Origin of the sequence: Plectonema cf. radiosum LEGE 06105 (assembly GCF_015207665.1) — a bacterium.
GTDB classification, from domain to species: Bacteria; Cyanobacteriota; Cyanobacteriia; order Cyanobacteriales; family Nostocaceae; genus Rivularia; species Rivularia radiosa_A.
The window spans coordinates 15,062-39,539 of the sequence record NZ_JADEWL010000060.1 but is presented as its reverse complement, the minus strand read 5'-3'; the positions used below and the strand labels follow the sequence as shown (position 1 = coordinate 39,539).

Sequence of the window (24,478 nt, the reverse complement as noted above, 5' to 3'; positions counted from 1 at the left end):
CCCTAATCCCCCCATCTCTCAATCTCCCCCCCTTCCTCCTTCTCAGATTCCGGTAAAAACTGGAAATGATTTCGTAGTTCCTGCTACTGATGTGCGGATAGTAGGGGTTACTTCGGAGTTACAGTCCGTTATTCAAGGTGTAATTAAAACACAACCGGGTGGGGAAACTAGTCAAACTCAACTAGAACAAGATGTAACGGCTATTTTAGATACTGGTTTATTCGCGGGTGCTACTGTCAACAGTCGCAGTAACGAGCAAGGTTTGAGTGTGGTATTTCAGGTAAAACCTCTAATCGTAAATTCGCTGCAATTAACTGGAGCGAAAGCGCTTTCTTATGAAGTTGCTCAAACAATTTTTCAATCGCAAATTGGTAAACCGATTAGCCCAAGCGAGATGAAAACAGCAGTAGAAAATATTAATAAATGGTATACCGAAAATAGTTATAGTTTGGCACGGGTAATTGCAATTAAACCTAATCGTCAAGGGGTATTGGATGTAAATGTAGCCGAAGGTACGATTGAAAATATAAAATTCCGCTTTATTAATGATGATAATCAAACGGTTGATAAAAAAGGTAAACCGATACAGGGACGTACTCAAGCGGAATTTTTAAACAAGCAAATACAACTTCAACCCGGACAAGTATTTCAAGAAAGTAAGATTAGACAAGATATTCAGCGGTTGTATGCTACGGGGTTATTTGAAAGAGTTAATTTGGAACTCGAAGGTGATGCAAATAACCTTGATGTAGTTTACTACATTAAAGAAACTGGAGCGCGTTCTGTAAATGTCGGTGGTAATTATAGTGCTGACCAAGGAATTATCGGTACATTAAATTATAGCGATCGCAATATTGGCGGTATCAACGAAAATTTAAATGTTAATCTCCAACTTTCTCAACGGGATATCAACTTTGATGGTAGATTTACTAGTCCTTATCGAGAAAATGAGCCTGACCGTCTAGGTTACAGTATAAGTGCTTTTCGCAAACGTCAAATTTCTGATACTTTTGACAGCGATATCAAATTAGCCAACGGTGATAAAGTCCGAGAAGGCAAAATTGGTGGTAGCGTCAGTTTTCAGCGTCCAATTGACGGATGGAATACTAGTTTAGGGTTTAACTACACTCGCGTTAGTATCAGTGATAGAGAAGGTAAAATTACCGCAAATGACGTTCAAAATAATCCATTAACAAAAAGTGGTACTGGTATTGATGATTTAGCAACTGTATCTCTAAACGCGACTAAAGATATGCGCGATAATGCTTTTAATCCTACCCAAGGTTCTGTTCTCAAATTAAGTACAGAACAATCCCTTCCCTTCGGACAAGGGGAAATCTCAATGAACCGTTTGCGGGCTGATTATACACAATATGTACCAGTAAAATTATTTGAATCTTCTCAAAGTCAAGTATTTGCCTTTAACGTCCAAGCGGGTACAATAATAGGAGATTTACCTCCTTATGAAACCTTTAATTTAGGTGGTTCCAATTCCGTTCGCGGTTATGATGCTGGTGATGTTGGTAGCGGTCGCTCTTACGTATTAGCTTCCGCAGAATATCGCTTTCCCATCCCCATTTTAGATTCTTTAGGAGGAGTCTTATTCGCTGATTTTGCCACAGATTTAGGTTCTGGGGATACAGTAATCGGCAATCCTGCGGGAGTTAGAGGTAAACCAGGTGAAGGTTTTGGTTACGGTGCTGGTTTACGGTTAAATTCACCTTTAGGATTAATTCGTGCTGACTACGGTCTTAATGATCAAGGCGAAAGTAAAGTTCATTTTGGTATCGGTCATCGATTTTAACATAGGTCAAAAGTCATAGGTCAAAGGTCAAAATGAGAAGTCGGGTTTTTTCTCAAATATCAACGATACAACAGAGTTATTTTAAAAACCCGACTTCTGATTGTCGGCAAAAAACTAGACATCATAACTCAAATATGGTATAATTAGCCTCTGATTTATTTTTTTGATAAAATTATTTATTAAAAAATTAATAAGTAATTGAAATAGAAAAAATATTTAACAGTTATCAGTCAAGATAATTGGGTTTAAGTCCCACTATATCAGCGTCAACTGACAACTGTACGCGAAGCGTTCCCCTAGGGAAAGCTGATTAGTGGCAGGGGTTGGTGGCGGGTTTAAATAGAACACCATGCCCCTCACGATTGATAACTGATTTAATTTAATTAATGATTTTTCACTGTTGATGATTTATACTTACTCAAAATCACATATTAAAAATTAATATGTAATGCTGGAAAAGCAATAAATTAAAATAAACGATATTAACGTATTATTTGTTACTATTTGAGAGCTTTAGTTTTCTAAGCATCCAGGTAACAAGTCAGTCCTAGTTTAAAATGATAAATTAGATTGTCGCTTTCGCCAATTGTAAAATCCCAAAATAAAATCACTATGCTAACTGGTAAAACCTTACAGGGTGGTAAATATACTATCAACCAGGAAATTGGAAGGGGTGGTTTTGGTGTCACTTACAAAGCAACTCATCATTTCTTGCATCAAGAGGTGGTGATCAAAACCCTTAACCATAAACTTCAAAAGCATCCAGATTTTGCGAAATTTGAATCTCAATTTCAAGATGAAGCTAGAAGATTAGCGAGTTGTGTTCATCCCAACATTGTGCGGGTGAGCGACTTCTTCGTAGAAGCGAATTTACCTTATATGGTAATGGAGTATATTCCTGGTGATACCTTGGGTGAAGCATTTGTGATGCCGGGAATACCTTTAAAAGAAGAAATTGCGATTCATTATATTCGTCAAATTGGTGCGGCTTTGGGGGTAGTACATCAAAAAGGTTTATTGCATAGAGATATTAAGCCAGATAATATTATTTTGCGGCAAAATACCAATGAAGTTATTTTAATTGATTTTGGTATTGCAAGGGAATTTAACACCGGGGTCAGACAAACTCATACCGGAATGGTATCCGAAGGCTATTCTCCAATCGAACAATATCTAACCAGCGCACCGCGATCGCCAGCTACCGATATATACGGTTTGGCATCTACTCTATATGCATTACTAACAGCACAAGTACCGATGCCGGTATTATTGCGGGATAGGGAAAAAATGCCTGCTCCTCGCGAATTACAGCCCCATTTGAGTGCTGCGGTAAATCAAGCGGTAATGCGCGGTATGGCTGTAGAAGCGCGTTTTCGTCCGCAAACAGTAGAGTCATGGTTAGACTTGCTACCTGTTCGGGGAAGAACTATTATTCAAGCAGTACCGACTCATGCAGTACCAACGATTGATTTATCAACCCAAAATTACGAACCTGTACCACCAGCAGTTGTTGCGATCGATCCAGATTTAGCACCGACATCAATTTCAGGAAAAGTAACTAGCAATATTAAAGAAACTTGGTTTAAAAAAGTACCTTCACCCAAAGTTTTGATTAGTACGGGTGTAGCAATTTTTGGTGTGACATTAGGTTTTGGTTTAACAAAGATTGCTTCGACAACAGAAAGACAACAGCAAGCTGTACCAGTTATCGAACAATCGGTAGAAACAGCAGCAGAAATTCCTGTTGTAGAATCATCTCCTACAGTTTCACCTTCACCTCAAGAAACTGAAGCTGCAAAACAAAGGGAAACTTCTTCAAACAGTAATAACACTCCTCAAAGAAGAGTAACGAGAACTAGAACCACAAAAGAATCGACAACTTATACTCCTAGAAGACGCAGACGTAATAGTACTGCTTCAAGTTCAAGCAGTAACTCTCAATCATCTTCATCTTCTCAGAAAACCCAACAATCAGCCGATTATAATCAATCTACATCGCGATCGTCGAAACCCAGTTCGAGAAATAACAGTGATTCTTCAGGTACATCAGTAATAAATACTACGATTCCACCCAAAGCAGCTTCGAGTTCATCTCAGAAAGCAGTTCCTTCACAGTCTTTAGTAGAAAGACTTAGAGAAGTAAGAGATTCTCGTAATAGTGGTTCATCTCCTAAAAATAGCGTCAAAGTAAAACCGGAGAAAAAACCTATTCAACCTGTAATAGTACCGACAGTACCAGCAAAACAATCAAGCTCTAATCCTCCAGTTCAATCCGTAATAGTACCGACTCAACAGGTTGGAAGTGATTCACAAAATAGTAATTAATTAAAAAACTCGACTTGTTATATTTGTATAATTATTCCCTACTGCATACTGACTTGTAAGTGAGTAGGCAGTAGTGAGAAAAACGCTTACATTCATGGCAATGAACAAAAAATTTTCATGTTGAGTGCCTTTATTAGTGATGAACTGCTATTGTAGAGTAGTTGTAGATTTAGAAATAGCTAACTTTTCTTCTATTTGCTGTATTGCAGCTAGCCAAACTTGATAACCTTCTAAACTTAAATGTAAACCATCGGTAGTCAAGTCTTGTCGTAAATCTCCTTGAAAATCAGCAAACCATTTATGAAGGTTAATATAATTAACACCTTCTTGTTTAGCAATATTTGCTAATTGTGTATTGATAGTGCGAATGCGAGTATTAGGAATTGTTGGTAAACGAGTTGGTAATATTGATTGAATAATAATATAACTATTGGGATGAGTACGTTTTAAACTCCGAATCATTTGACGATGATTGTTTAAAATCACAGTATCTGACGTACCTTTTCTTAAATCGTTGATACCAGCCATGATATAAATTATTTCTGGCTTTGTAGAAGAAAATGCAGATATTCTTCTTAATACTCCCGTGGAAGTATCACCCGATATACCTTGATTTAACCACAACTTTTGACTGGGAAGTTGATTTATGGGAAACCAGAGACTCAAAGAATCACCTAACATAATACTTAAGCGATTGTTACCTTGTCCTTTAGCGATTGCCACGGCTTCTAAAGCCAATAAATTTTTCCAATCTTGATATGTTAGCTTGGATTTTCTTCTAGTAATTAAGAGCGATTGCAACTGTTCGCTAGGTAATCTTGTATAAATATAACCTGCTTTGAGAGCAGCTAACCTTTGATGATAAAGTTGACTTCCAGAGATTAATCTTTTTTCTACAACTTGAGGAGAATTAAAAGAGAATTTTGTCGGTGGTGAAACTCTTTGAGATATAAAGTCCGATAAAGGCATTTCTGAGTCGGAGATTGTATTCTCTACTTTTGTTGCTTGCTTTTCTAGGTTTAATAAAAGCTGATAATGTTGTGGTTTGACTGTTGGTAACTTTGGTAAAATCGATGTTGGTATTGTCAATCCGATTAACAAGCTTGTTGTCAGTAGATACAAGTCTCTCATGTAGTTTGTACTTTACTCCATACTTAGTCAAATGACTGCTGTGTTCTTGTGGAATTAGCTTGTGTCAAATGATTATTTTTCTTATTTTTAAATACATTCTATAGTCATGTAAAGCTATTTTTAGCAGTATTAATTAAATTCTCCACAAAGAATTATCGGTATATTCGGAGACTTGATGAAGTTTTTACGATTACATCTTGTTTTAAGAGTTTTACATAAAAAAAACGCCAACTTTGTAAGAGAGCGCCTTGATTGCAACTGCGAAGTAATACTTATCTAAATTTACTTAGGGCTTGCTATCTTCAAATCTATACTGACTTCCGACAAGATAATTTTCGTTAATTTCAAACGATACCCAACGACGTTGTAAGCTTTCTGCAACGAAACCCGTAGTATTTGAACCCGCAAAGGGATCTAAAATAGTATCGTTTTCATCTGTAAGAAATTTAATAAAGAACTCCGCAAAACCACGAGGGAAACGCGCTGGATGAGGTTTGATTCCCGCTTGTTTGCAGCGTCGCATATAAGCACTATTTGATTCAGTGTTACCTATTTTTAAAAAGTTTTGCGCTTCTAAAAAATTTGGTGGAATTGCTCCTTTGTTATCTTTTTGGAATTTATTGGAAATATCATGTCCGCTAGGACGTAATTTTGCTTCATAGCCTTTCTCAAGCAAATTTTTCATGCTTTTGCTATAAGGCTTTAGCACTTTGGTATTATCAGCTTTAGGATGAGGCGTTTTAGATAACCACCAAACTACATTTACTGAATCCTTTACACGAATTCGTCTAACAGTAACCCATTCAGCAGGAGTCGGTAATCGAGCTGGATTGTAGTGATATAATTCTTGGGCAAGATAAAAGCCGAGTTTTTTACATAATGTCAGCAAAAGTTCATATTGATAAAGGCTACGAACTGGCAAGCCTGGAAGATAAGCGCCGCCTAAATCTAATACAAAAGAACCATCTTCGGCTAATACTCTTTTAAACTCTTTGGCAAAAGGTAGAAACCATTCTATATAATCTTCCTCACGTTGATTGCCATATTCTTTTTGACGTGTCAATGCAAATGGAGGTGAGGTAAGTATTAAATTAATACTGTTATCTGATATGTGTTCAATCAATTTCAAACTATCGCCCAAATATGCTTGACCGCATTTCTGGGAATAGTATGGTTTAAAGTTAATTGCTTTGGCTTTTCTATGCTTAATAATTTTTTCTCGCAAGAGCTTTGACTACTATAAGTTCATCTCAACTTTATATTTATAGCTTCTTTTGAACACCAGATTCATACTATTTATAAACTTTTATTTAACTGTCTGGCTCGCGAATTTTTGAAGGATGCGCTGACTTGGATGAGCCGAGAGGCTCACTAATTTATTTACAAGGGCTACAGGAAATAGCGCTGAATCATACATATCACAATGTAATGCTTCCACATTTGCTAGTATGACTTGTAAATTTGGTAAATCTTTATCAATAGGGGTCTTTTTTAATTCTTCGACTGGTAATGAAATTACGTGCATCTGTCCACTGTGAGTTTTAAAGATAACTTTATGACCATAATTGCTAGTAGATGCATATGGGCTGCTAGGGTCTCCCGAACCAGGCAAAATATACCGATAAATATATTTATCTGTTAGAACAACAGCTGTTCCAAAATCCAAGGTTTTCTGGAGGTCGTGGGCATGATCTACAAATGCACCGCTCTTTTCCAAACCTGCCAAGAGAATGTTCTGTTTACTTAAAAGAAAGTTTATAAGGTCGCGCATTGGTTTATGTAAACCAGCAGTTTGACCAAAAAAGCCTAGTGGACCATCTTTAATAAAAAGTATCTTTGTGAGTATATCTGGCTGACGATTCAATAATTGGCGAATTAAATGAACAATGATGAGATGTTCGACAACATTTACTAAATAACCTAATATTCCAGCAGCTCCTGTTTCCTCATCTATTACTTCATGTAAACGGAAAATATCGGTAAGGTGAATCCTTCCTCCTGTTTCTGGACAAGGAAAACTATATTCCCTATCCATATCTTGCTCTAAGAGCTTGACTGAATTGCCTTCTGAACTGAGAGGATTTGTAGCCAGTTTCCAAAGCCTATCTTCCTCAGTTCTTTGTCCACCTTTATAACGACGAAAAACAAACCAAGCTAAAGTATCAATCAAGCTTTTATCTTCGTCTAATGTGTTTTTCCTAAAAAATTCAAAAATTGTTGTAAGAACACTATTTTTGAGTGTATTCTCATCTTTAAGTCGAATATTCTTAGTGGGTAAAGCTAATTTCAGCCGGTTAATATTTTTAAGCTTGGCCATATCTTCTGGTGCAATAAAGGCGCTAGAATGAATTTGGGCTAAATCTTCCTGTTTAAAAAATAATGCCCCAAATTGTAAAAAGTGAATACTTCTAGAAGGAAAATCTTTTTCTAGAATAGCCTCTGTATAACCCCCATCAACAGCAATAATAGCTTCTACAGGATTGTTATCAGGTGGAGTAAATTTTACGGTCAAATCTGTTAACGGAATATTTTCTGCACGAGGAGGTTGATAAATACGCTCCATCAATGCCTGCACTTCTGGGTCATTAATAATATGATGATGAGAAGCTTTGCTTGCTGTTTCAAAAGGACGGCGATTATTTCTGCTGTTGTAGCCCATATTCTTATTCAGGAAATTATTATTCGGGAGGAAAGCGGTCAATTTGAACGGGAATTACAAATGGATTACTGTAAGTTTTCATACGAACAAAGCCTTTGTCCGTATCTTGGCTAAAGCGAATCAAGCCTTCAGTAAAGTCGCTAAAATCATAATATTTCCGCAGTTCTTTGATCTCATCTTCATTATTAAGGTGCGAGATAAACCAGTTCTGTGTTGCTTTCAAAATATTACTACTGATTGAGCTAACTTCTTGGGTTGCGTAGATTAAACCTAAATTCAATTTAGCTCCTTCTTTCGCTAAACGATTGTAGATTTGAGATAAATTTGTATCCTCTTTTTTGGGGAAAAGATTATGTGCTTCTTCAAAATAAAACTGGATAAAATTATTCGCTTGAGTGCTAGTAAACCGGCTGATAGCATCTGCAAAAATGCGATTGCAAATTCTTTCACTAAACATACGCTGAATCTCAGGATTACCAAGCGAAAGGTCAATAATTACAATTTTCCCCTGCCTAAGATTATTTAAAATATCTAGGTCAAAAGGTTCCTGAGCAGTACTGGTATGTTGCTCAATTACTGGTTTGAGAACTCTGAAGCCAGAACAATCAGCTCTCTTACCGGATCGGCTTTTACGAGTGAGCATTACTAATAAAGCTTTTAAATCATCATCAGCCCATTCACGATCATTTTGTTGTTTATAATTTCTAAAAACTTCAATATCATTATTGTCGTAAATATCCCATAAAGACTCCCACCAATTGGCTGCATCATCAAGAGAGATTCCTTGGCTTGGATTAATACCTTGACTCACAACACTGCGAACCTCTTGATTTGCAGTAAATTTTATTTTGAAATTTGATGGAGCTTGAAAACCCGCTCGATATAAACAGCAAAGATAAACAGCAATTCTGCGGTCGTGACGAGCAGCAGCCGAACGATTTGTAGCATAATCTTCAGGCTTAGCCAAATCGACTGTTTTAAAGCCCGTTACAAATCGAGTATTATCGTTTGCAATAGTAGGATAGGTTCTTATCAGATCGAACCCATTTTCTATTTCATTATAAAAATTAACCTTCATTTCCAAAAAATCTGGCTTTGCTACAGTTGAATATCTAACTGTTTGTTTTTTGTATAAATCAAAAATAGCCGTACCTTGATCTTGAAGGTTTGGATTAGCGTATTCACCATTTATATCAAAAATGATTTGACCAATTGGATACTTTGGATTATTGTCCTCTGTGAAAGCGTTTAAAATTTCGTCAACATTTTCCTGATCTTTATCTAGTTGAAATTGTGCATTGTCACTCATTTCAACGCAAGCTTGAATTATCTTTTTAAGAGTATTTGATTTACCTGTTCGCGTCATACCAAACAAAGCAGTTCTTTTTCCCGCAAAATCAGGAGCTTTAACATATACAGGGACATCAGTCTCAGTTTGCTGAAAGCGTCTACTAGAACTATAGCGAACTTTCCCTATTTTAATATCTCCCGTTCCTCCTGGAACACCATTCTCCCTGTAGTTTACAATAGCCTTTAATATATCAGTGGATGGTTTAATAACCGAATAATTATGTGCGCTATAGAAATTTTCTAAATCCGCACCGAAACGGCTTTTGCCTACGTTATCAAGATAGAAAGAACCTAATACAGAGCATTCCAAACCGCTGAAAGAAAATTCATAGCGCGTGAATGAATCTAATTGAGACTTTTGATTAGTGCCTGTACGGATATTATCTTTGTAGTATTCAACCATACTACTGATAACTTCTTGATCCGTAGGTAGCTTTGTTGGTTGGATGACACGAAGTAAAATTGCTTCAATATTTGCCTTGTCATCCAATTCATTATCATAATATGCGAGCAAGAAACATCCCTGTGGAATACCTTTAGCTCTTTGTTTCCAGGCATCAGCTACAAGGATTTCTGCCTTGCTATAACTAAAACGAAAAGGGCGAGCAACAAAAATACCTGTGTCCCATTCTCCATCTTCTCTTCGCTTAAAAAGCTTAATTTGGGTTAATTCTCTACTGATGCTCATATTTAATTACAAAATCGCTAATATTTTATAAGTCTGTAAATAATTTATTGACAAAGCAATACTGTATTTTTTCTTGTGAATATCTTATATCTATTTGATACTTGATACAAAAAATCTACCAAATTACAACGAAGGATTTTTTTATTTATCCAAAATCATGATGTTGGGTTACGACACGATTTGATAGATTCTACATCAAAAGCGAAATTTGGTTTTCGTGTCTAACCCAACCTACAAGATATTTTTTATTATTGAGTCCGCTAGCACGGCGGACTTTGCCTGTGTAGCCGTGAATTCTATTCGCCAGATTTTAGGGGACTTCAATACCCCACATACAAAAAATCCCCCACCATCAGGTGAGGGATTTTATATTTCTAAAAATTTACTTACTTCGTCTTCATGTTATCCGCCTACCCTACTCGCCGTTGAGGCTATCAGGAATGCGCCATAGGTAAGGATATAACCCACTGTAAAGTGAGCTAACCCAATCAAACGACCTTGAACAATGGACATAGCAACGGGCTTATCTTTCCAACGAACTAAGTTCGCTAAAGGTGTGCGCTCGTGAGCCCATACAAGTGTTTCAATCAATTCTTGCCAGTAACCCCTCCAGGAGATGAGGAACATGAAGCCAGTTGCCCAAACAAGGTGTCCGAAGAGGAACATCCAAGCCCAGACGGACAGGTTATTCATACCGTAGGGGTTGTAACCGTTAATCAGTGATGCTGAATAGTTCCACAAATAATCTCTGAGCCATCCCATGAGATATGTGGAGTTTTCATTAAACGCAGCTACGTTTCCTTGCCATATACCCAGATGTTTCCAGTGCCAGTAGAATGTTACCCATCCCACTGTATTCAATGACCAGAATAATGCTAGGTAGAAGGAGTCCCAACCGGAGATATCACAAGTACCACCACGTCCGGGACCGTCGCAAGGGAATGCATAACCAAAGTCTTTTTTATCGGGCATCAATTTGGAACCACGAGCATCCAAAGCACCTTTAACCAAAATTAATACGGTGGTGTGGATTGCCAATGCGAAGGCGTGGTGTACCAAGAAGTCCCCAGGACCGATGGTTAAGAATAATGAATTGGTAGTGTTGTTGATGGCATCTACCCATCCAGGCAACCAAGCAGCACCTGCTGTGGAAGCAATACTGTCAGGGTTGGATAGCAATGTATCCATGCCGTACAACACTTTTCCGTGAGCAGCTTGAATGAATTGAGCAAATACTGGCTCAATCAAAATCTGCTTTTCAGGTGTACCAAAAGCTACAACTACGTCGTTATGTACGTACAGACTCAAGGTGTGGAAACCTAAGAAAAGGGATACCCAACTTAAGTGGGAGATAATCGCTTCTTTATGCTTCAACACGCGGTCTAATACGTTGCCTTTGTTTTGTTCTGGGTCATAATCGCGTACCCAGAAGATAGCGGCGTGGGCAAAGGCACCAGTCATTAAAAAGACTGCAATGTACTGGTGGTGAGTGTACAACGCTGCCTGTGTTGTGTAGTCCCTTGCCATGAAGGCATAAGGCGGCAGTGCGTACATATGCTGCGCTACCAAGGAAGTAATTGTTCCTAATGCTGCCAGTGCCAAGGACAACTGGAAGTGTAGCGAGTTATTGATGGTGTCGTACAACCCTTGGTGGGGTAAGTTGAATTGTCCTTCAGTTTTGGTGCCAAAGAAGTTCTTGGCGTTGAGCATTTCTTTGATGCTGTGACCAATGCCGAAGTTTGTCCGGTACATATGACCGGCAACAATAAAGATTACCGCGATCGCCAAGTGGTGATGAGCCATATCGGTCAACCACAAGGATTCTGTTTGGGGATGAAAACCACCTAAGAAGGTGAGAATCGCCGTACCGGAACCTTGAGATGTTCCAAATATATGGTTAGCAGTATCGGGGTTAGCTGCATAAGCTCCCCAATTTCCCGTAAAGAAGGGTTGTAATCCTGCTGGGTGCGGTAGGGTGCTGAGGAAGTTATCCCAACCTACGTGTTGTCCACGAGATTCGGGAATAGCTACGTGTACCAAGTGACCAGTCCAAGCCAAGGAGCTAACACCGAATAAACCTGCCAAGTGGTGGTTTAAACGAGGTTCTGCACTCTTGAACCAAGAAAGACTGGGGCGGAACTTGGGTTGTAAATGCAACCAACCAGCAAACAGGAATACCGCTGCTAACAATAGGAGAAACACCGAACCAGAATAAAGGTCGTTGTTTGTCCGCATCCCAATGGTGTACCACCAGTGGTAGACACCAGAGTAAGCAATGTTAACCGGATAATCTACGCCACCTTGAGTAAATGCGTCGATCGCTGGTTTACCAAAGTGGGGGTCCCAAATCGCATGAGCGATAGGGCTGATATGAAGAGGATCTTTAATCCACTGTTCAAAGTTACCTTGCCAAGCTACATGGAATAAAAGGCTAGATGCCCATAAGAAAATGATTGCCAAATGACCAAAATGAGTAGCGAAAATCTTTTGGTAAAGATTCTCCTCGGTCATTCCATCGTGGCTTTCAAAGTCATTTCCCATCGCGATCGCATACCAAATCCGACGAGTAGTCGGGTCTTGTGCGAGGTCTTGGCTAAATTTTGGAAATTTTGTTGCCATAGGTTTTATAAATCCTCTGACATGAGAGCCATTAATAATTTGAGTTGAGAGTTATGAGTTATGAGTTATGAGTTATGAGTTATGAGTTATGAGTTATGAATTGAGAGATAGTTAATTTCGAGTTGCGAGTTATAAGTTCTTGACTCTTTACTCTTAACTACTAATCTTGTTGATTTTTATTCCTAACTTTCAACTCCTAACTTTCAACTCCTAACTCCTAACTCCTAACTCCTAACTATTGAGCTTGCTAACCTAACGAAATAATTCTGGCATGGAAGAATGCCCAGGTAGTAACGATACCACCTAATAAATAGTGAGCGACTCCAACAGCACGACCTTGAATAATACTCAAAGCACGAGGCTGTATTGATGGTGCTACTTTCAGTTTATTATGCGCCCAAACAATGGACTCAATCAATTCTTGCCAGTAGCCGCGACCGCTGAACAGGAACATTAAGCTGAATGCCCATACAAAGTGAGCGCCTAAGAACAGTAAACCATAGGCAGAAAGCGCACTACCGTAAGAGTTGATTACCTGTGAAGCTTGCGCCCACAAGAAGTCCCGTAACCAACCATTGATAGTAATTGCACTTTGAGCGAAGTTACCACCAGTCAGGTGCGATACGTTGCCTGCTGCGTCTACGGTTCCCCATACATCTGACTGCATCTTCCAACTAAAGTGGAAAATTACAATCGATAGGGAGTTGTACATCCAGAATAATCCGAGGAATACGTGATCCCAACCGGATACCTGACAAGTACCACCACGTCCGGGACCGTCACAAGGGAAGCGGAAGCCTAAGTTTGCTTTATCTGGAATCAAGCGAGAACTGCGAGCAAACAGTACGCCTTTCAACAGAATCAAAACGGTAACGTGAATTGTAAAGGCGTGGATGTGGTGAACCAAGAAGTCGGCTGTACCCAAAGCAATGGGCATCATTGCGACTTTTCCGCCTACAGCTAGAATACCGCCACCGAAAGCATAGCTAACAGGTTCCAATGCATTCGGTGCAGTGCCGCCAGGTGCCAAGGTGTGGAGGTTTTGTACCCACTGAGCAAATACTGGCTGCAATTGAATCGCCGTATCCGAGAACATATCTTGGGGGCGACCCAAAGCACGCATTGTGTCGTTATGAATATACAGTCCAAAGCTGTGGAAGCCGAGGAATATACATACCCAGTTTAAGTGGGAGATAATCGCATCTCGGTGACGAATCATCCGATCCACAATGTTATCTCGGTTTACTACTGGGTCATAATCACGCACCATGAAAATGGCTGCGTGGGCTGCACCACCGACGATACAGAAGCCGCCAATCCACATATGATGGGTGAAGATACACAACTGCGTTGCATAGTCAGTTGCTAAATATGGATAGGGAGGCATCGCGTACATATGGTGCGCCACGATGATGGTCAATGAACCCAGCGCTGCTAGGTTTACTGCCAATTGGGCGTGCCAAGATGTGGTCAAGTTTTCATAAATACCCTTGTGACCTTCACCAGTGAAGGGTCCTTTATGATTTTCCAAAATTGTTTTAATGCTGTGACCGATACCCCAGTTGGTACGGTACATATGACCGGCGACAATAAATACTACCGCGATCGCCAAGTGGTGATGGGCAATATCTGACATCCACAAACCGCCAGTCACGGGGTTTAAACCGCCTTTGAAGGTCAAAATATCTGCATATTGACCCCAGTTCAAGGTGAAGAAAGGCGCTAATCCGTTGGCAAAACCGGGATAAAGCTCGGTCAACAGGTCTTTGTTCAGAATGAACTCATGAGGCAGTGGCACGTCTTTGAGGGCTACTCCCGCATCTAACAATTTGTTAGTTGGTGCAGAGACGTGGATTATATGACCAGCCCAGCCCAAGGAACCACAACCCAACAACACTGATAAGTGGTGGTTGAGCATCGACTCCACGTTTTGGAACCATTCCAATTTGGGAGCGCGTTTGTGATAGTGGAACCAACCAGCAAATAGCATTAATCCTGCCATTACCAAGCCACCAATGGCTGTGCAGTATAGCTGGAATGAGTTAGTAATACCCCAACCACGCCATACCTGGAATAAACCAGAAGTGATTTGAATTCCGTGGAATCCACCACCTACATCACCATTTAAAATTTGTTGACCAACTATAGGCCAAACAACTTGAGCGCTTGGCTTGATATTCAACGGGTCCATTAACCAAGCTTCGTAGTTGGAAAAACGAGCCCCGTGAAATATCATCCCGCTCAGCCAGATGAACACTACGGCTAGATGTCCGAAGTGGGCTGCGAATATCTTGCGGGATACATCTTCTAAATCACTTGTATGCGAATCAAAATCGTGGGCGAGTGCGTGCAGGTTCCAAATCCATGTAGTGGTTTTTGGACCTTTAGCAAGGGTTCTATCAAAATGTCCTGGCTTGCCCCATCGTTCAAATGAGGTTGGTACCGGGTCTTTATCAACGATGACTCTTGCTTTCTTTTCCTCTCGCTCCGGAGGACTAATTGTCATTCGACCTCCTCTCTAATAAAAAGGACTGAGGAACTTTTCCACTAGTTGTCTTTACAAATAAATGTTACGCGACTCGCGTTTACATTTGTATGCTTTTTCAGCAGCAAAGACTCTATGTGAATATTGCTTTCTCGTTGAATTATAAGGTCATTTATCCCACATTGTGAGCGTCTGATTAACAATAATTAAAACTTCTCTAATTTTTTACTTGATCGTACTTTCAGGCTTTAGCCTTGGCTCAAAAGTCAATAGTTTATATATTTTTTTTACAAATAGTAACAATTGATATCTTTCTTGCTGTGCTTACCATACAACCGGGTAGCATCGCTATTACCTTTACATTGCTTTATCTTATGGTCACAATATTTGAAATAGTGATTAAGTATCGGTACTATAAACAGCATTCAGAAAATTTTTAGGTAAAGATTAATGCTTATCTACGATATATAGGTATTAATCAAACTTTAATCAAACTTTCAAATTACTATGTAAAATATTGTAAATATATCTTTTGATATACATATTGTATGTATTGGATTATTAAATATTCAGTTTTTGCGATCAACTCATTTAATCCTGCATTTATGGTTGATTAAACATCTCCGGAAATGAAATATGCGTCAATCGAAACCCTTGTAGAGACGCAAGGGTTCGCGTCTTTATCGGAGATGTCTATTTAACTGAATAATGGTTTTATGCCTATGATTAATATTTATATAGAACCAACAGTAATCTACCAGGTAGAAAAAATGAATTCATTGCTTACTAGGGCTTTAACAAAGCTGATTCGGAACAGGTACGCGCTATTTAAGACCTTGATAGTATCGATGTTGGTATTAAGTTTAACTGCTTGCGGAGGTAAAGCGGTTAGTCAAGATGTATCGATTAAATTATCTGAACCAATAGAGCAAAAGGACGCTCAACTTTCGAGAAAAATTTCCGAAGTTGCTCCTCCCGAAATTATTCAAGAATTGCGTCAAACTTTAGAAGTATATCAGCCCCAGGTAAAAATACTTAATCCTCAACCAGAAGAAGTATTACAAGAAGATAAATTACAAGTTAGCTTACAAGTTAAAGATTTACCAATATTTAAAAACGTAAAATATGGACTTGGTTCACATTTAAAAGTAATTTTAGATAATCAACCAGAATTAGAAGTTTATGACTTAAGTCAACCGTTAGAGTTAGTAGATTTATCACCGGGTACTCATACTCTGCGTGTATTTGCTTCTCGTCCTTGGCATGAAAGCTTTAAAAATGAAGGTGCCTATGCTCAAACTAAATTTCATGTATTCACTAAAAGCGATGATAACAATCCAGATAGCAATCTGCCAATATTAACTTACAATCATCCCCAAGGTAGTTATGGTGCAGAGCCGATTTTACTTGATTTTTATCTGACTAACGCTCCCTTACATCTTTTAGCTAAAGATAATCCAGACAGCGCGATCGCAGATTGGCGAATTCGCTGCACAATTAATGGTGAAAGTTTTATTATTGATAGGTGGCAATCGTTATATCTTAAAGGTTTTAATCCGGGTAAAAACTGGGTAAAACTAGAATTTATAGATAATCAAGGTAATCCTGTAAAAAATGTTTTTAATAGTACAGTTAGAGTAATTAATTACGAATCTAAAGGTAAAGATACTCTTGCAAAAATTGTTCGAGGAGAACTTGTATCTGAAGATTTACGTGGAATTGTAGATGCAAATTATGCAGTTGAAATACCTAGTGAAAAGCAAGTAAAAGAATCAGAAGAATCAGAAGGTGGATTTTTCAAGCGATTCAAGCGTGGTGAAGCGGAAAAAACACCAACTCCAGAAGTAATTGAAACACCACAACCGGAAACTAATTTAGAAGAGACAATTCCAGAAGTAATTGAAACACCACAACCGGAAACTAATTTAGAAGAGACAATTCCAGAAGTAATTGAAACACCACAACTGGAAACTAATTTAGAAGAGACAATTCCAGAAGTAATTGAAACACCACAACCGGAAACTAATTTAGAAGAAAAATCAGAACAACCAAGAGGATTTTTTGATAGATTTAAGCGCGGCAAAGAAGATAAAACAACAATTCCGGAAGTAATCAAAACACCGCAAGCGGAAACTAATTTAGATTTAGAAGAAACAATCCCAAAAGTAATTGAAACCCCAATACCAGAAATTACACCAGAATTTCCAACAAAAGAAACACCAACAAATACTAAATTGGAACCAAAAATAGAACCGACTCCGGAATTACCACCGACATTACCTGAAATTATTCAACCTTTGAAAAACAAACCACAAATAGAAATAAGTCCAGAAGCAAAACAGTCCACAACTAAGAAATTAAAAGAATATTTCAATCTTCCTCGACGTACAGTTCCCGAAGTTTCTCCTGAAGTTGAAATACCTCAAGATTTGCCACTAACTGAGCAACCAACTAGAGAATTAATTGAAGAATAAATGTTCTCCAGTTTAGCTGAGGTTTGTAATTAGGACAAGGGAGTAGGGAGTAGGGGTTTTTACGGTATTCTATTGGTAACACCAGAAAATCCTGTTCAAAACCCGACTTCTTACCCACGAAAAATTCAGGTTTTACAGCTTCTTTTCATCGGGATTTAGTAATCGAGGATTAATCATCGTAACGCAGAATAACGCTAAGTTAAAAGCAGAGTAGCGCGGAGTAATTTGGTTTTGTTAGATAAGTTTTGAGCATCCAATCAGCGAACGTAAACGTAAATAAATAGAATAGATATAAACATATCATTATTATTATAAAAATGAGTGTTTTATCGGGATTTTGAGGTTGTAGTTATATGCTGAATAAATTCAAACAAATTCAAGCGGCTTTAGCTTATAAGAACTCACAAAACTACGGTGATTTTGCTATTCTTAAATCGGATGTTTTGGGTGCAAAAGTTTCGACGGAAGTCGCTGATAAATTGCAAAATGTAGTAGGATATCACCCAAAAATTGATTTAGATAAATTAATTGAATATCCACAAGGTACATTTGGACGAGAGTATGCTAAACATATGAAGATAAACAATCTTCAACCACTCAATATTAGTTCTGAATTAGAAGAAGTTGCTCAACGTAATGTTTTCGCTTTACGATATGTTATCACTCATGATATTTTTCATGTTTTACTAAATTTTGATACCAGTTATGCAGGTGAAATCGGAGTGTTAGCATTCGCTGCGGCACAAAATTATAGTAAATCGTTAAAAATTAGCTTGTGGTTTGCAAAATTGCTTTATCCAATTATTGCACCCCGACAAATTCAAGCAATTATTATAAATCGTAAAAAAGGACAAGAATTAGGTGAGAATGCAAACTTTTTGCTGGGATATCGCTTTGAAGAACATTGGGAAGAATCTTTAAATAGAGTTAGAAAAAATTTGGGATTACCGCAAATTTAATTATTTCGATCATATTTTATTTTAATATTGATTAACATGATTACTCCTTTGACTTTGGGAAAGTAAACTACGACAAATATAATCCCACAATCATAACTACAATTAGAAGTCGGGTTTTTCTAAAAAACCAGACTTCTTCAATCTAAAATCCGTCTTGAAAAGTTTTGGGGGAAGAGAATCTATACCCCAATGCCACTTGCTACAAGTCGGGAAACCATAGCCGAGCAGTGGCTCAACTTTCTGCAAAATCTAAAATCCAAAATGGTTTCACCATTCTTCAGCCCAATAAACAATTTCTGAAGCGATTTTATCAACTGCAACTCCATAACTATCTCCATGATTCCAAGGAAAATTGGTAGTTCCCCGATTATTAGCATTTAATACTAATATTTCATAGGTTGTTGGAAAAGTTCCTGGTTGCAAATCACTGGTATATAAAAAAGTGGTAGGTACGCCATTTTCCTGATTAGCATGGTCATTTGTATCACCACCTTGATATTTATATTTAGCTATATCTCTGTATTCATTCAGTGCTTTTTTGATCTGCATTTCTGGTAGTTTCATTCTGAGTTGAAAAATTCTGCCGTATTGTGGAGAACCTGGATAATAAATAACCCGCACATCTGTAGCAAAGTTGGGAACAACGGCGGGAAAATGTTTTACTTGTGTTTGATTAGACCAAATATTATGACGAATATCTTGATAATTTGAATTATTTGTTACTACCTCAACTTGTTTTTTATTACTAAAAGCTTGTGTAAAAAAGAAACCTCCCCCGACAACTGCCATGCTTCCCAAAGATAATAAAGCTATCGTGGTAAGTTTCAATAAATGTGCTTGCTTCATCGAATCAATGACTTCAATTCAATAGATATATATTCAACTAGTAATAAATATCGTATATTTACACATCTAGCCTTAGATATATTTACTAAATTTTTATATAAAATCAGTAAAATTTCGGTTTACAGTGAGCAGTTAGCAGTTTAGTGTCCTATGTTGGTGGAAGGCTTTACGATATAAGCGTGTTTGTTTTTAACGTTAACTATTTGCTGCTCACCTTCCACTGTTAACTGTTAACTGCTCACTGCTAACTGTTAAAAACTCCCAATCATCATTCCAGCGAGGAGAATAAAACCAATCCAGACGTTTTCTCTGAACATTTCACCATAAGCTGCTGTAGGTAAATCTGGTTGTTTCAAACGTAAATATTGCCATATCCAACCAGCAAATGCGATCGCAACACTGATCCAAAATGCAATATGAAGATGTGTGACAATTCCCAACCAAAATAATAAGGCGACAGTTGCGATAAAAAAGACAGCAATTGCTTCTTGAACATAGTTACCAAAAAATAAAGCGCTGGAATTGACACCGATGCGTTTGTCATCATCGCGATCGCTCATAGCATAAACGGTATCAAATCCTAAAGTCCATAATACAGTGGCACCCCAAAGCAACCAAGTTGGTTGTGAAAGGTTCTGTGTTACCGCACTCCAGCTAATTAATACGGCAAAACCCCAAGCAATAGAAAGTACTAACTGAGGTACGGGAAATACTCGTTTCGCACCGGGATAAAGCAGAATTACCGGAACCGCTGCGACGCACAACCAGAACGAGAGCGGGTTAAGATAAAAAGCGAGAATCGCAGCACAAACCATCCCGACTATCGCTACAACTACCCCTACTTTGATGGATAGTGTACGAGAAGCAAGGGGACGGTTTTTGGTTCTTTCGACTTCGGGATCTATATCTTTATCCCATAAATCATTGACAACGCACCCCACAGCACTTGTAGCAAGAGTCCCTAAAATGATCACTCCGACTAATGGTAAAGGAGGTTTTCCTTGTGCTGCTAAAAATACAGCCCACAAACCAGGAATCATCAAGATTAATCTTCCTTCTGGTTTATTCCACCGTAGAAGTCGGATTATTTTGCTAAACGTAGATTCAATTTGTTGTTCTGATTGAGTAACCATAGTAATCAGTTGACAGTGAACAGTAAACAGTTGACAGTTATCAGTTACCGAACTCGAAGTTGTTTAATACGGTGTTCTTCTGAAGCTTCTTCACTCCTCGATGTATGGTGGGAGATAAAAGAGGAAGCATTCAATAGATAAATATATGTCATAAAGGACAAGCTTCGCGCTTCACTGTTTACTGATAACTGTTTACTGTTCACTGTCAACTGTTTACTGTTCACTGTCAACTGATTTGATATCTAGAAAACATCATAAAAAACCAAATAAAAATTAAACTAATTCTGGATACTTTCAGGTGACACTGTAGAAAAATAGTATAAGCTAACTTTTAAATTTTTTGAGATTGACTTGTATAGAGTTCCCCTCAGTACAAGTACTGCACCGATAAGAATCCTCAAAACTAACTATTACTACGTTTTATAAAAAAAACCAATGGTTAATTCAGTGATGACAACAGATGTTTCCAACCAAAACTTTAATTCCGAGCGGATAATTGCAGCGATTGATTTAGGTACCAACTCGGTACACATGGTAATTGTCAAAATTGAACCGCGCTTACCATCTTTTAGTATTATCGGTAAAGAAAAAGACACCGTTAGACTTGGCGATCGCGATATTGACACAGGAAACCTCAAACCTGAAACAATGACTAAAGCGATTGCGGCTTTAAGTCGTTTTCAAGAGATTGCCAAAACTTTAAATGCTGAAACAATAATCGCAGTCGCAACCAGCGCTGTCAGGGAAGCACCCAACGGTAAATATTTTTTATCCTGGATCAAAGAAGAGTTAAATTTAGATGTTGACCTAATTTCCGGAGAAGAAGAAGCCCGACGGATCTACTTGGGTGTGCTTTCGGGGATGGAGTTCAATAATAAACCACATATTATCATTGATATTGGTGGTGGTTCCACAGAGTTAATTTTAGGTGATTCCCATTATGAGCGCTGTCTTACTAGTAGCAAAGTTGGAGCAGTAAGATTAACCAGCGAATTAATCACAACCGATCCTATAAGCGACCAAGAATTTAACTACCTCCAAGCTTATGCCAGGGGAATGCTCGAACGTGCAGCAGAAGAAGTGTTATCAAACCTTAATTTTGGCGAACAAGCCCGTTTAGTGGGAACTTCCGGTACAATTGAAACTTTAGCTACCATCCATGCCAAAGCAATATCCGATTCTAATCCTTCAACATTGAACGGTTACAATTTTACTTTAAAACATTTACGAGAATGGGTAACGCGGTTGCGGAAAATGACTAACGAGCAACGAGCAAATATACCCGCTATGCCGGATAAAAGGTCAGAAGTTATACTAGCAGGTGCAGTAATACTACAGGAAGCGATGACACTTTTAGGTGTAGAATCTATAACCACCTGCGGGCGGGCGTTACGAGAAGGAGTAATTGTAGATTGGATGTTAGCGCACGATTTGATCGATAATCGTCTGCGCTTCCAAAGCACAATCAGACAGCGAAGTGTTTTAAAAGTAGCTAAGAAATATCAAGTTAATTTACAATATAGCGAACGAATAGCAGCATTTGCTTTATCACTATTTGACCAAACTAAAGATCATTTGCACCAATGGGGGAATCAAGAAAGATTTTTATTATGGGCTGCCTCAGAGTTACACAACTGCGGACATTATATAAATCATTCTTCTCATCATAAACACTCATATTATCTAATTCGTAATAGCGGATTGCTCGGTTATAACGAAACAGAAATCGAAATTATCGCCAATTTAGCGCGTTATCATCGTAAATCTCAGCCGAAGAAAAAGCATGAGAACTATAAAAACCTTGTGACAAAAGAGCAAAGGTTAATAGTAGAACAATTAAGTCCGTTGTTGAGATTAGCAACATCCCTTGATAGAAGACAAAATGGAGCAATATCCAGAATCGAATGCCATTTTAATAAAGATGATAAAGAGCTATATTTAAAAGTTATTCCATCTGCTAAAAATGATGATTGTGCGATAGAACTTTGGAGTTTGAGTTATAGCAAATTAATATTTGAGGAGCAATTTGGAGTTAAATTAATTGCGAGTTTGTAGGTTGTGTTAGCGTAGAGCGCCTAACGCACCATTATACGGTTTGTATTGTTGTATGGGGAACACTAAATTATTTTTCGTAGGTAACAGTAGAAGCCCATAACCGCCCGGAAATCAATTTCCGGGTTAATAAGTGCGTAAACCTATTCTGTAATCACCTACGCGAATTTTATATTTATCATCGTAGCCTTTCATTTTTTGCAAATAGCCTAACATTTTAGCACGTAAAGTACGCAAGAGCCATTTATTTTGACACGTTTCAAGTGTTATCTTCCGTTTCGCCCATTTTTTACTTGAATGATGCTTAGGTATGTTTGCACGGCTAGAAAATAATAGAATTATAATAAGTCGATATTCTGTAGGAGTTCTTGTCGCCATTGCATAGCGCGATCAAAGAATAAATACCATATACAATCATGAATGTACAACTTGTAAACTCTTTGGTAGAAGTGGTACTCAACCTCTCCCCCGAAGACCAGGAACTTTTTCAATCTAGACTCCACACCAGACAGCTAGAGAAAGCAACTCACAAAAAATTGACACCAACCGAAAAAGCCGAACAATTTCGTCATTGGCTGGCTCAATTCCCAAAAAGTAATGTAAATTTGCCTGCTGAAGCCAGCCTGCGTGAGAATATTTATAGCGATCGCGGTGTATGACAAGCTATTTGTTGGATACAAATATTATTCTTAGGTTTGCTGATACTCACTCCTCTGAGTACGAAATTATTAGCAATGCTATTTCTCAAATCTTGCTACAGGGTGGTCAATGTTTTATCACACCTCAAGTTTTAATTGAATTTTGGGTTGTAGCCACTCGTCCCGTTGCTGTAAATGGATTGGGATGGACACCAGAAGAAACCGAACGAGCGGTGCAAATCCTGATAAACCAATTTGATTTGCTGGAAGAAACACCAGATATATTTCCCATTTGGTTAAGTCTCGCTACAACTCACAAGATTTCCGGAAAACGCACCCACGATTTACGTATACAGGCAGTAGTGCTTGCCCGTAACATCAGCCATATTTTGACTTTAAACCCAAAAGACTTTGTAGAAGTTGAAGGAATTACTATTGTTCACCCTAATAGCATAAACAGCTAAGGAATGAGATCAGAGTGCGAAACCCTTCTCTTGCCGTCAAGCATTGCTGTTTTATGCCCATATGATTAGGAATATTAGGATAAAAAAGTGCCGTTAATCAAAATACCAAGATATTATCTTGTATCTCAGGATAAAGATTCAATTACGGTAGATGTACCAGAGTCAATTATTTTAGACAATAATTCAATGCATAAGAGAAAATAAAATAGCTGTAGATTTTATTCACACTCCAACTTATTCCCCTAATTTTAATTTAGTTGAATATATTATTCATCTTTTAAGATTAGAAATTTAATTAATAAATCTATATCAAAATATTGTAAAACATAAATATACTCTCTCAGTCCATTAAAATGGACTGATGCTATTAGACTGAGAATTTCATCCCCAGGCGGATCAGATGGAAGTCGAATAAAAAATTAGATTATTCCAAAAGAACGAGTTTCTCAACACCTAAAATTATTTAAACTAATATACGACCGCTATATCTCAAAAACAACTAAAAACATAAAATAATGTCAAAAACCGAAATTGCTAGATACTTAGGAAAATTTGGCGAAGAATACGAAAAAATCGTTAAATGCCGACTATACTCAAATTTAGATGTCATTTTTGAATGGTGGATTCCCAATACACAAATGTACCATCATGAAGAAACTAAGTTTGAAGATATCGCAATCGAAATACAGGTAGAACTTGCAAAAAATGCCATTCAAAATCCAAACTTTGAACAACTACCTACCGATATCAAAGTATTACTAAATCAAAAAAGTAAATTGACTAGTAATTCTAAATAACTATTACCAACTACCAATTACCAACTACCAACCACCAATTACCAATTACCAATT

At 37.9% G+C, this 24,478-nt stretch carries 16 protein-coding genes; 8 read left to right on the top strand and 8 right to left on the bottom strand.

What is annotated here, in order from left to right; all coding sequences use genetic code 11:
* Both IQ247_RS17730 and IQ247_RS17725 read left to right on the top strand, forming a co-directional pair.
* Window positions 1-1,804: BamA/TamA family outer membrane protein (locus tag IQ247_RS17730; protein WP_193922310.1), on the top strand; the 1,804-nt coding region annotated here is incomplete at its 5' end.
* A gap of 612 nt (window positions 1,805-2,416) precedes the next feature.
* Complete coding sequence (locus tag IQ247_RS17725) at window positions 2,417-4,129, top strand: serine/threonine protein kinase (protein ID WP_193922308.1); 1,713 nt, start codon at window positions 2,417-2,419, stop codon at window positions 4,127-4,129.
* 147 nt (window positions 4,130-4,276) lie between these two features.
* Here IQ247_RS17725 and IQ247_RS17720 read toward each other — a convergent pair whose 3' ends face one another.
* The 6 genes from IQ247_RS17720 to psaA form a co-directional block, all read right to left on the bottom strand.
* A complete protein-coding gene (locus IQ247_RS17720) occupies window positions 4,277-5,260 on the bottom strand; it encodes an SGNH/GDSL hydrolase family protein (RefSeq protein ID WP_193922306.1) in 984 nt (327 codons plus the stop codon).
* A gap of 286 nt (window positions 5,261-5,546) precedes the next feature.
* Window positions 5,547-6,485 carry a DNA-methyltransferase gene (locus IQ247_RS17715; protein ID WP_193922304.1) on the bottom strand — a complete coding sequence of 313 codons (939 nt, stop codon included), beginning with the start codon at window positions 6,483-6,485 and terminating at the stop codon, window positions 5,547-5,549.
* Window positions 6,486-6,566: 81 nt separating this feature from the next.
* Complete coding sequence (locus IQ247_RS17710; RefSeq protein ID WP_193922302.1) at window positions 6,567-7,919, bottom strand: NurA domain-containing protein; 1,353 nt, start codon at window positions 7,917-7,919, stop codon at window positions 6,567-6,569.
* Between the two features lie 19 nt (window positions 7,920-7,938).
* On the bottom strand, window positions 7,939-9,957 hold the full coding sequence (locus tag IQ247_RS17705) for an ATP-binding protein (protein WP_193922300.1): 2,019 nt from the start codon (window positions 9,955-9,957) through the stop codon (window positions 7,939-7,941).
* A 402-nt stretch (window positions 9,958-10,359) separates the two neighbouring features.
* A complete protein-coding gene (gene psaB / locus IQ247_RS17700) occupies window positions 10,360-12,576 on the bottom strand; it encodes a photosystem I core protein PsaB (protein ID WP_193922290.1) in 2,217 nt (738 codons plus the stop codon).
* 247 nt (window positions 12,577-12,823) lie between these two features.
* Window positions 12,824-15,082, bottom strand: coding sequence for a photosystem I core protein PsaA (psaA, locus tag IQ247_RS17695; RefSeq protein ID WP_193922288.1), 2,259 nt, complete (start codon window positions 15,080-15,082; stop codon window positions 12,824-12,826).
* Between the two features lie 749 nt (window positions 15,083-15,831).
* On the opposite strand from psaA, the gene IQ247_RS17690 reads away from it, so the two are divergent.
* Together IQ247_RS17690 and IQ247_RS17685 are read left to right on the top strand one after the other, a co-directional pair.
* Window positions 15,832-17,535 carry a hypothetical protein gene (locus tag IQ247_RS17690; RefSeq protein WP_193922286.1) on the top strand — a complete coding sequence of 568 codons (1,704 nt, stop codon included), beginning with the start codon at window positions 15,832-15,834 and terminating at the stop codon, window positions 17,533-17,535.
* Between the two features lie 353 nt (window positions 17,536-17,888).
* The gene (locus tag IQ247_RS17685; protein ID WP_193922284.1) at window positions 17,889-18,494 is read left to right on the top strand and encodes a Coq4 family protein; all 606 of its coding nucleotides are present in this window, start codon (window positions 17,889-17,891) and stop codon (window positions 18,492-18,494) included.
* A 267-nt stretch (window positions 18,495-18,761) separates the two neighbouring features.
* Here the strand turns inward: IQ247_RS17685 and IQ247_RS17680 are convergent, their stop codons facing one another.
* Together IQ247_RS17680 and IQ247_RS17675 are read right to left on the bottom strand one after the other, a co-directional pair.
* Entirely contained in the window at window positions 18,762-19,340 is a 579-nt protein-coding gene (locus IQ247_RS17680) for a hypothetical protein (RefSeq protein WP_193922282.1), read from the bottom strand.
* Between the two features lie 251 nt (window positions 19,341-19,591).
* Window positions 19,592-20,473 (bottom strand): 4-hydroxybenzoate solanesyltransferase, encoded by an 882-nt coding sequence (locus IQ247_RS17675; RefSeq protein WP_193922280.1) that lies wholly within the window; start codon window positions 20,471-20,473, stop codon window positions 19,592-19,594.
* Between the two features lie 435 nt (window positions 20,474-20,908).
* On the opposite strand from IQ247_RS17675, the gene IQ247_RS17670 reads away from it, so the two are divergent.
* From IQ247_RS17670 to IQ247_RS17655, 4 genes are all read left to right on the top strand, one after another.
* Complete coding sequence (locus IQ247_RS17670; RefSeq protein WP_193922278.1) at window positions 20,909-22,528, top strand: Ppx/GppA phosphatase family protein; 1,620 nt, start codon at window positions 20,909-20,911, stop codon at window positions 22,526-22,528.
* A gap of 413 nt (window positions 22,529-22,941) precedes the next feature.
* On the top strand, window positions 22,942-23,184 hold the full coding sequence (locus IQ247_RS17665; protein ID WP_193922276.1) for a hypothetical protein: 243 nt from the start codon (window positions 22,942-22,944) through the stop codon (window positions 23,182-23,184).
* Complete coding sequence (locus IQ247_RS17660; protein ID WP_193922274.1) at window positions 23,181-23,627, top strand: type II toxin-antitoxin system VapC family toxin; 447 nt, start codon at window positions 23,181-23,183, stop codon at window positions 23,625-23,627. The genes IQ247_RS17665 and IQ247_RS17660 overlap by 4 nt, the downstream gene beginning before the upstream one ends.
* A 515-nt stretch (window positions 23,628-24,142) precedes the next feature.
* A complete protein-coding gene (locus IQ247_RS17655; protein WP_193922312.1) occupies window positions 24,143-24,424 on the top strand; it encodes a hypothetical protein in 282 nt (93 codons plus the stop codon).
* The last annotated feature ends 54 nt before the right edge of the window (window positions 24,425-24,478 follow it).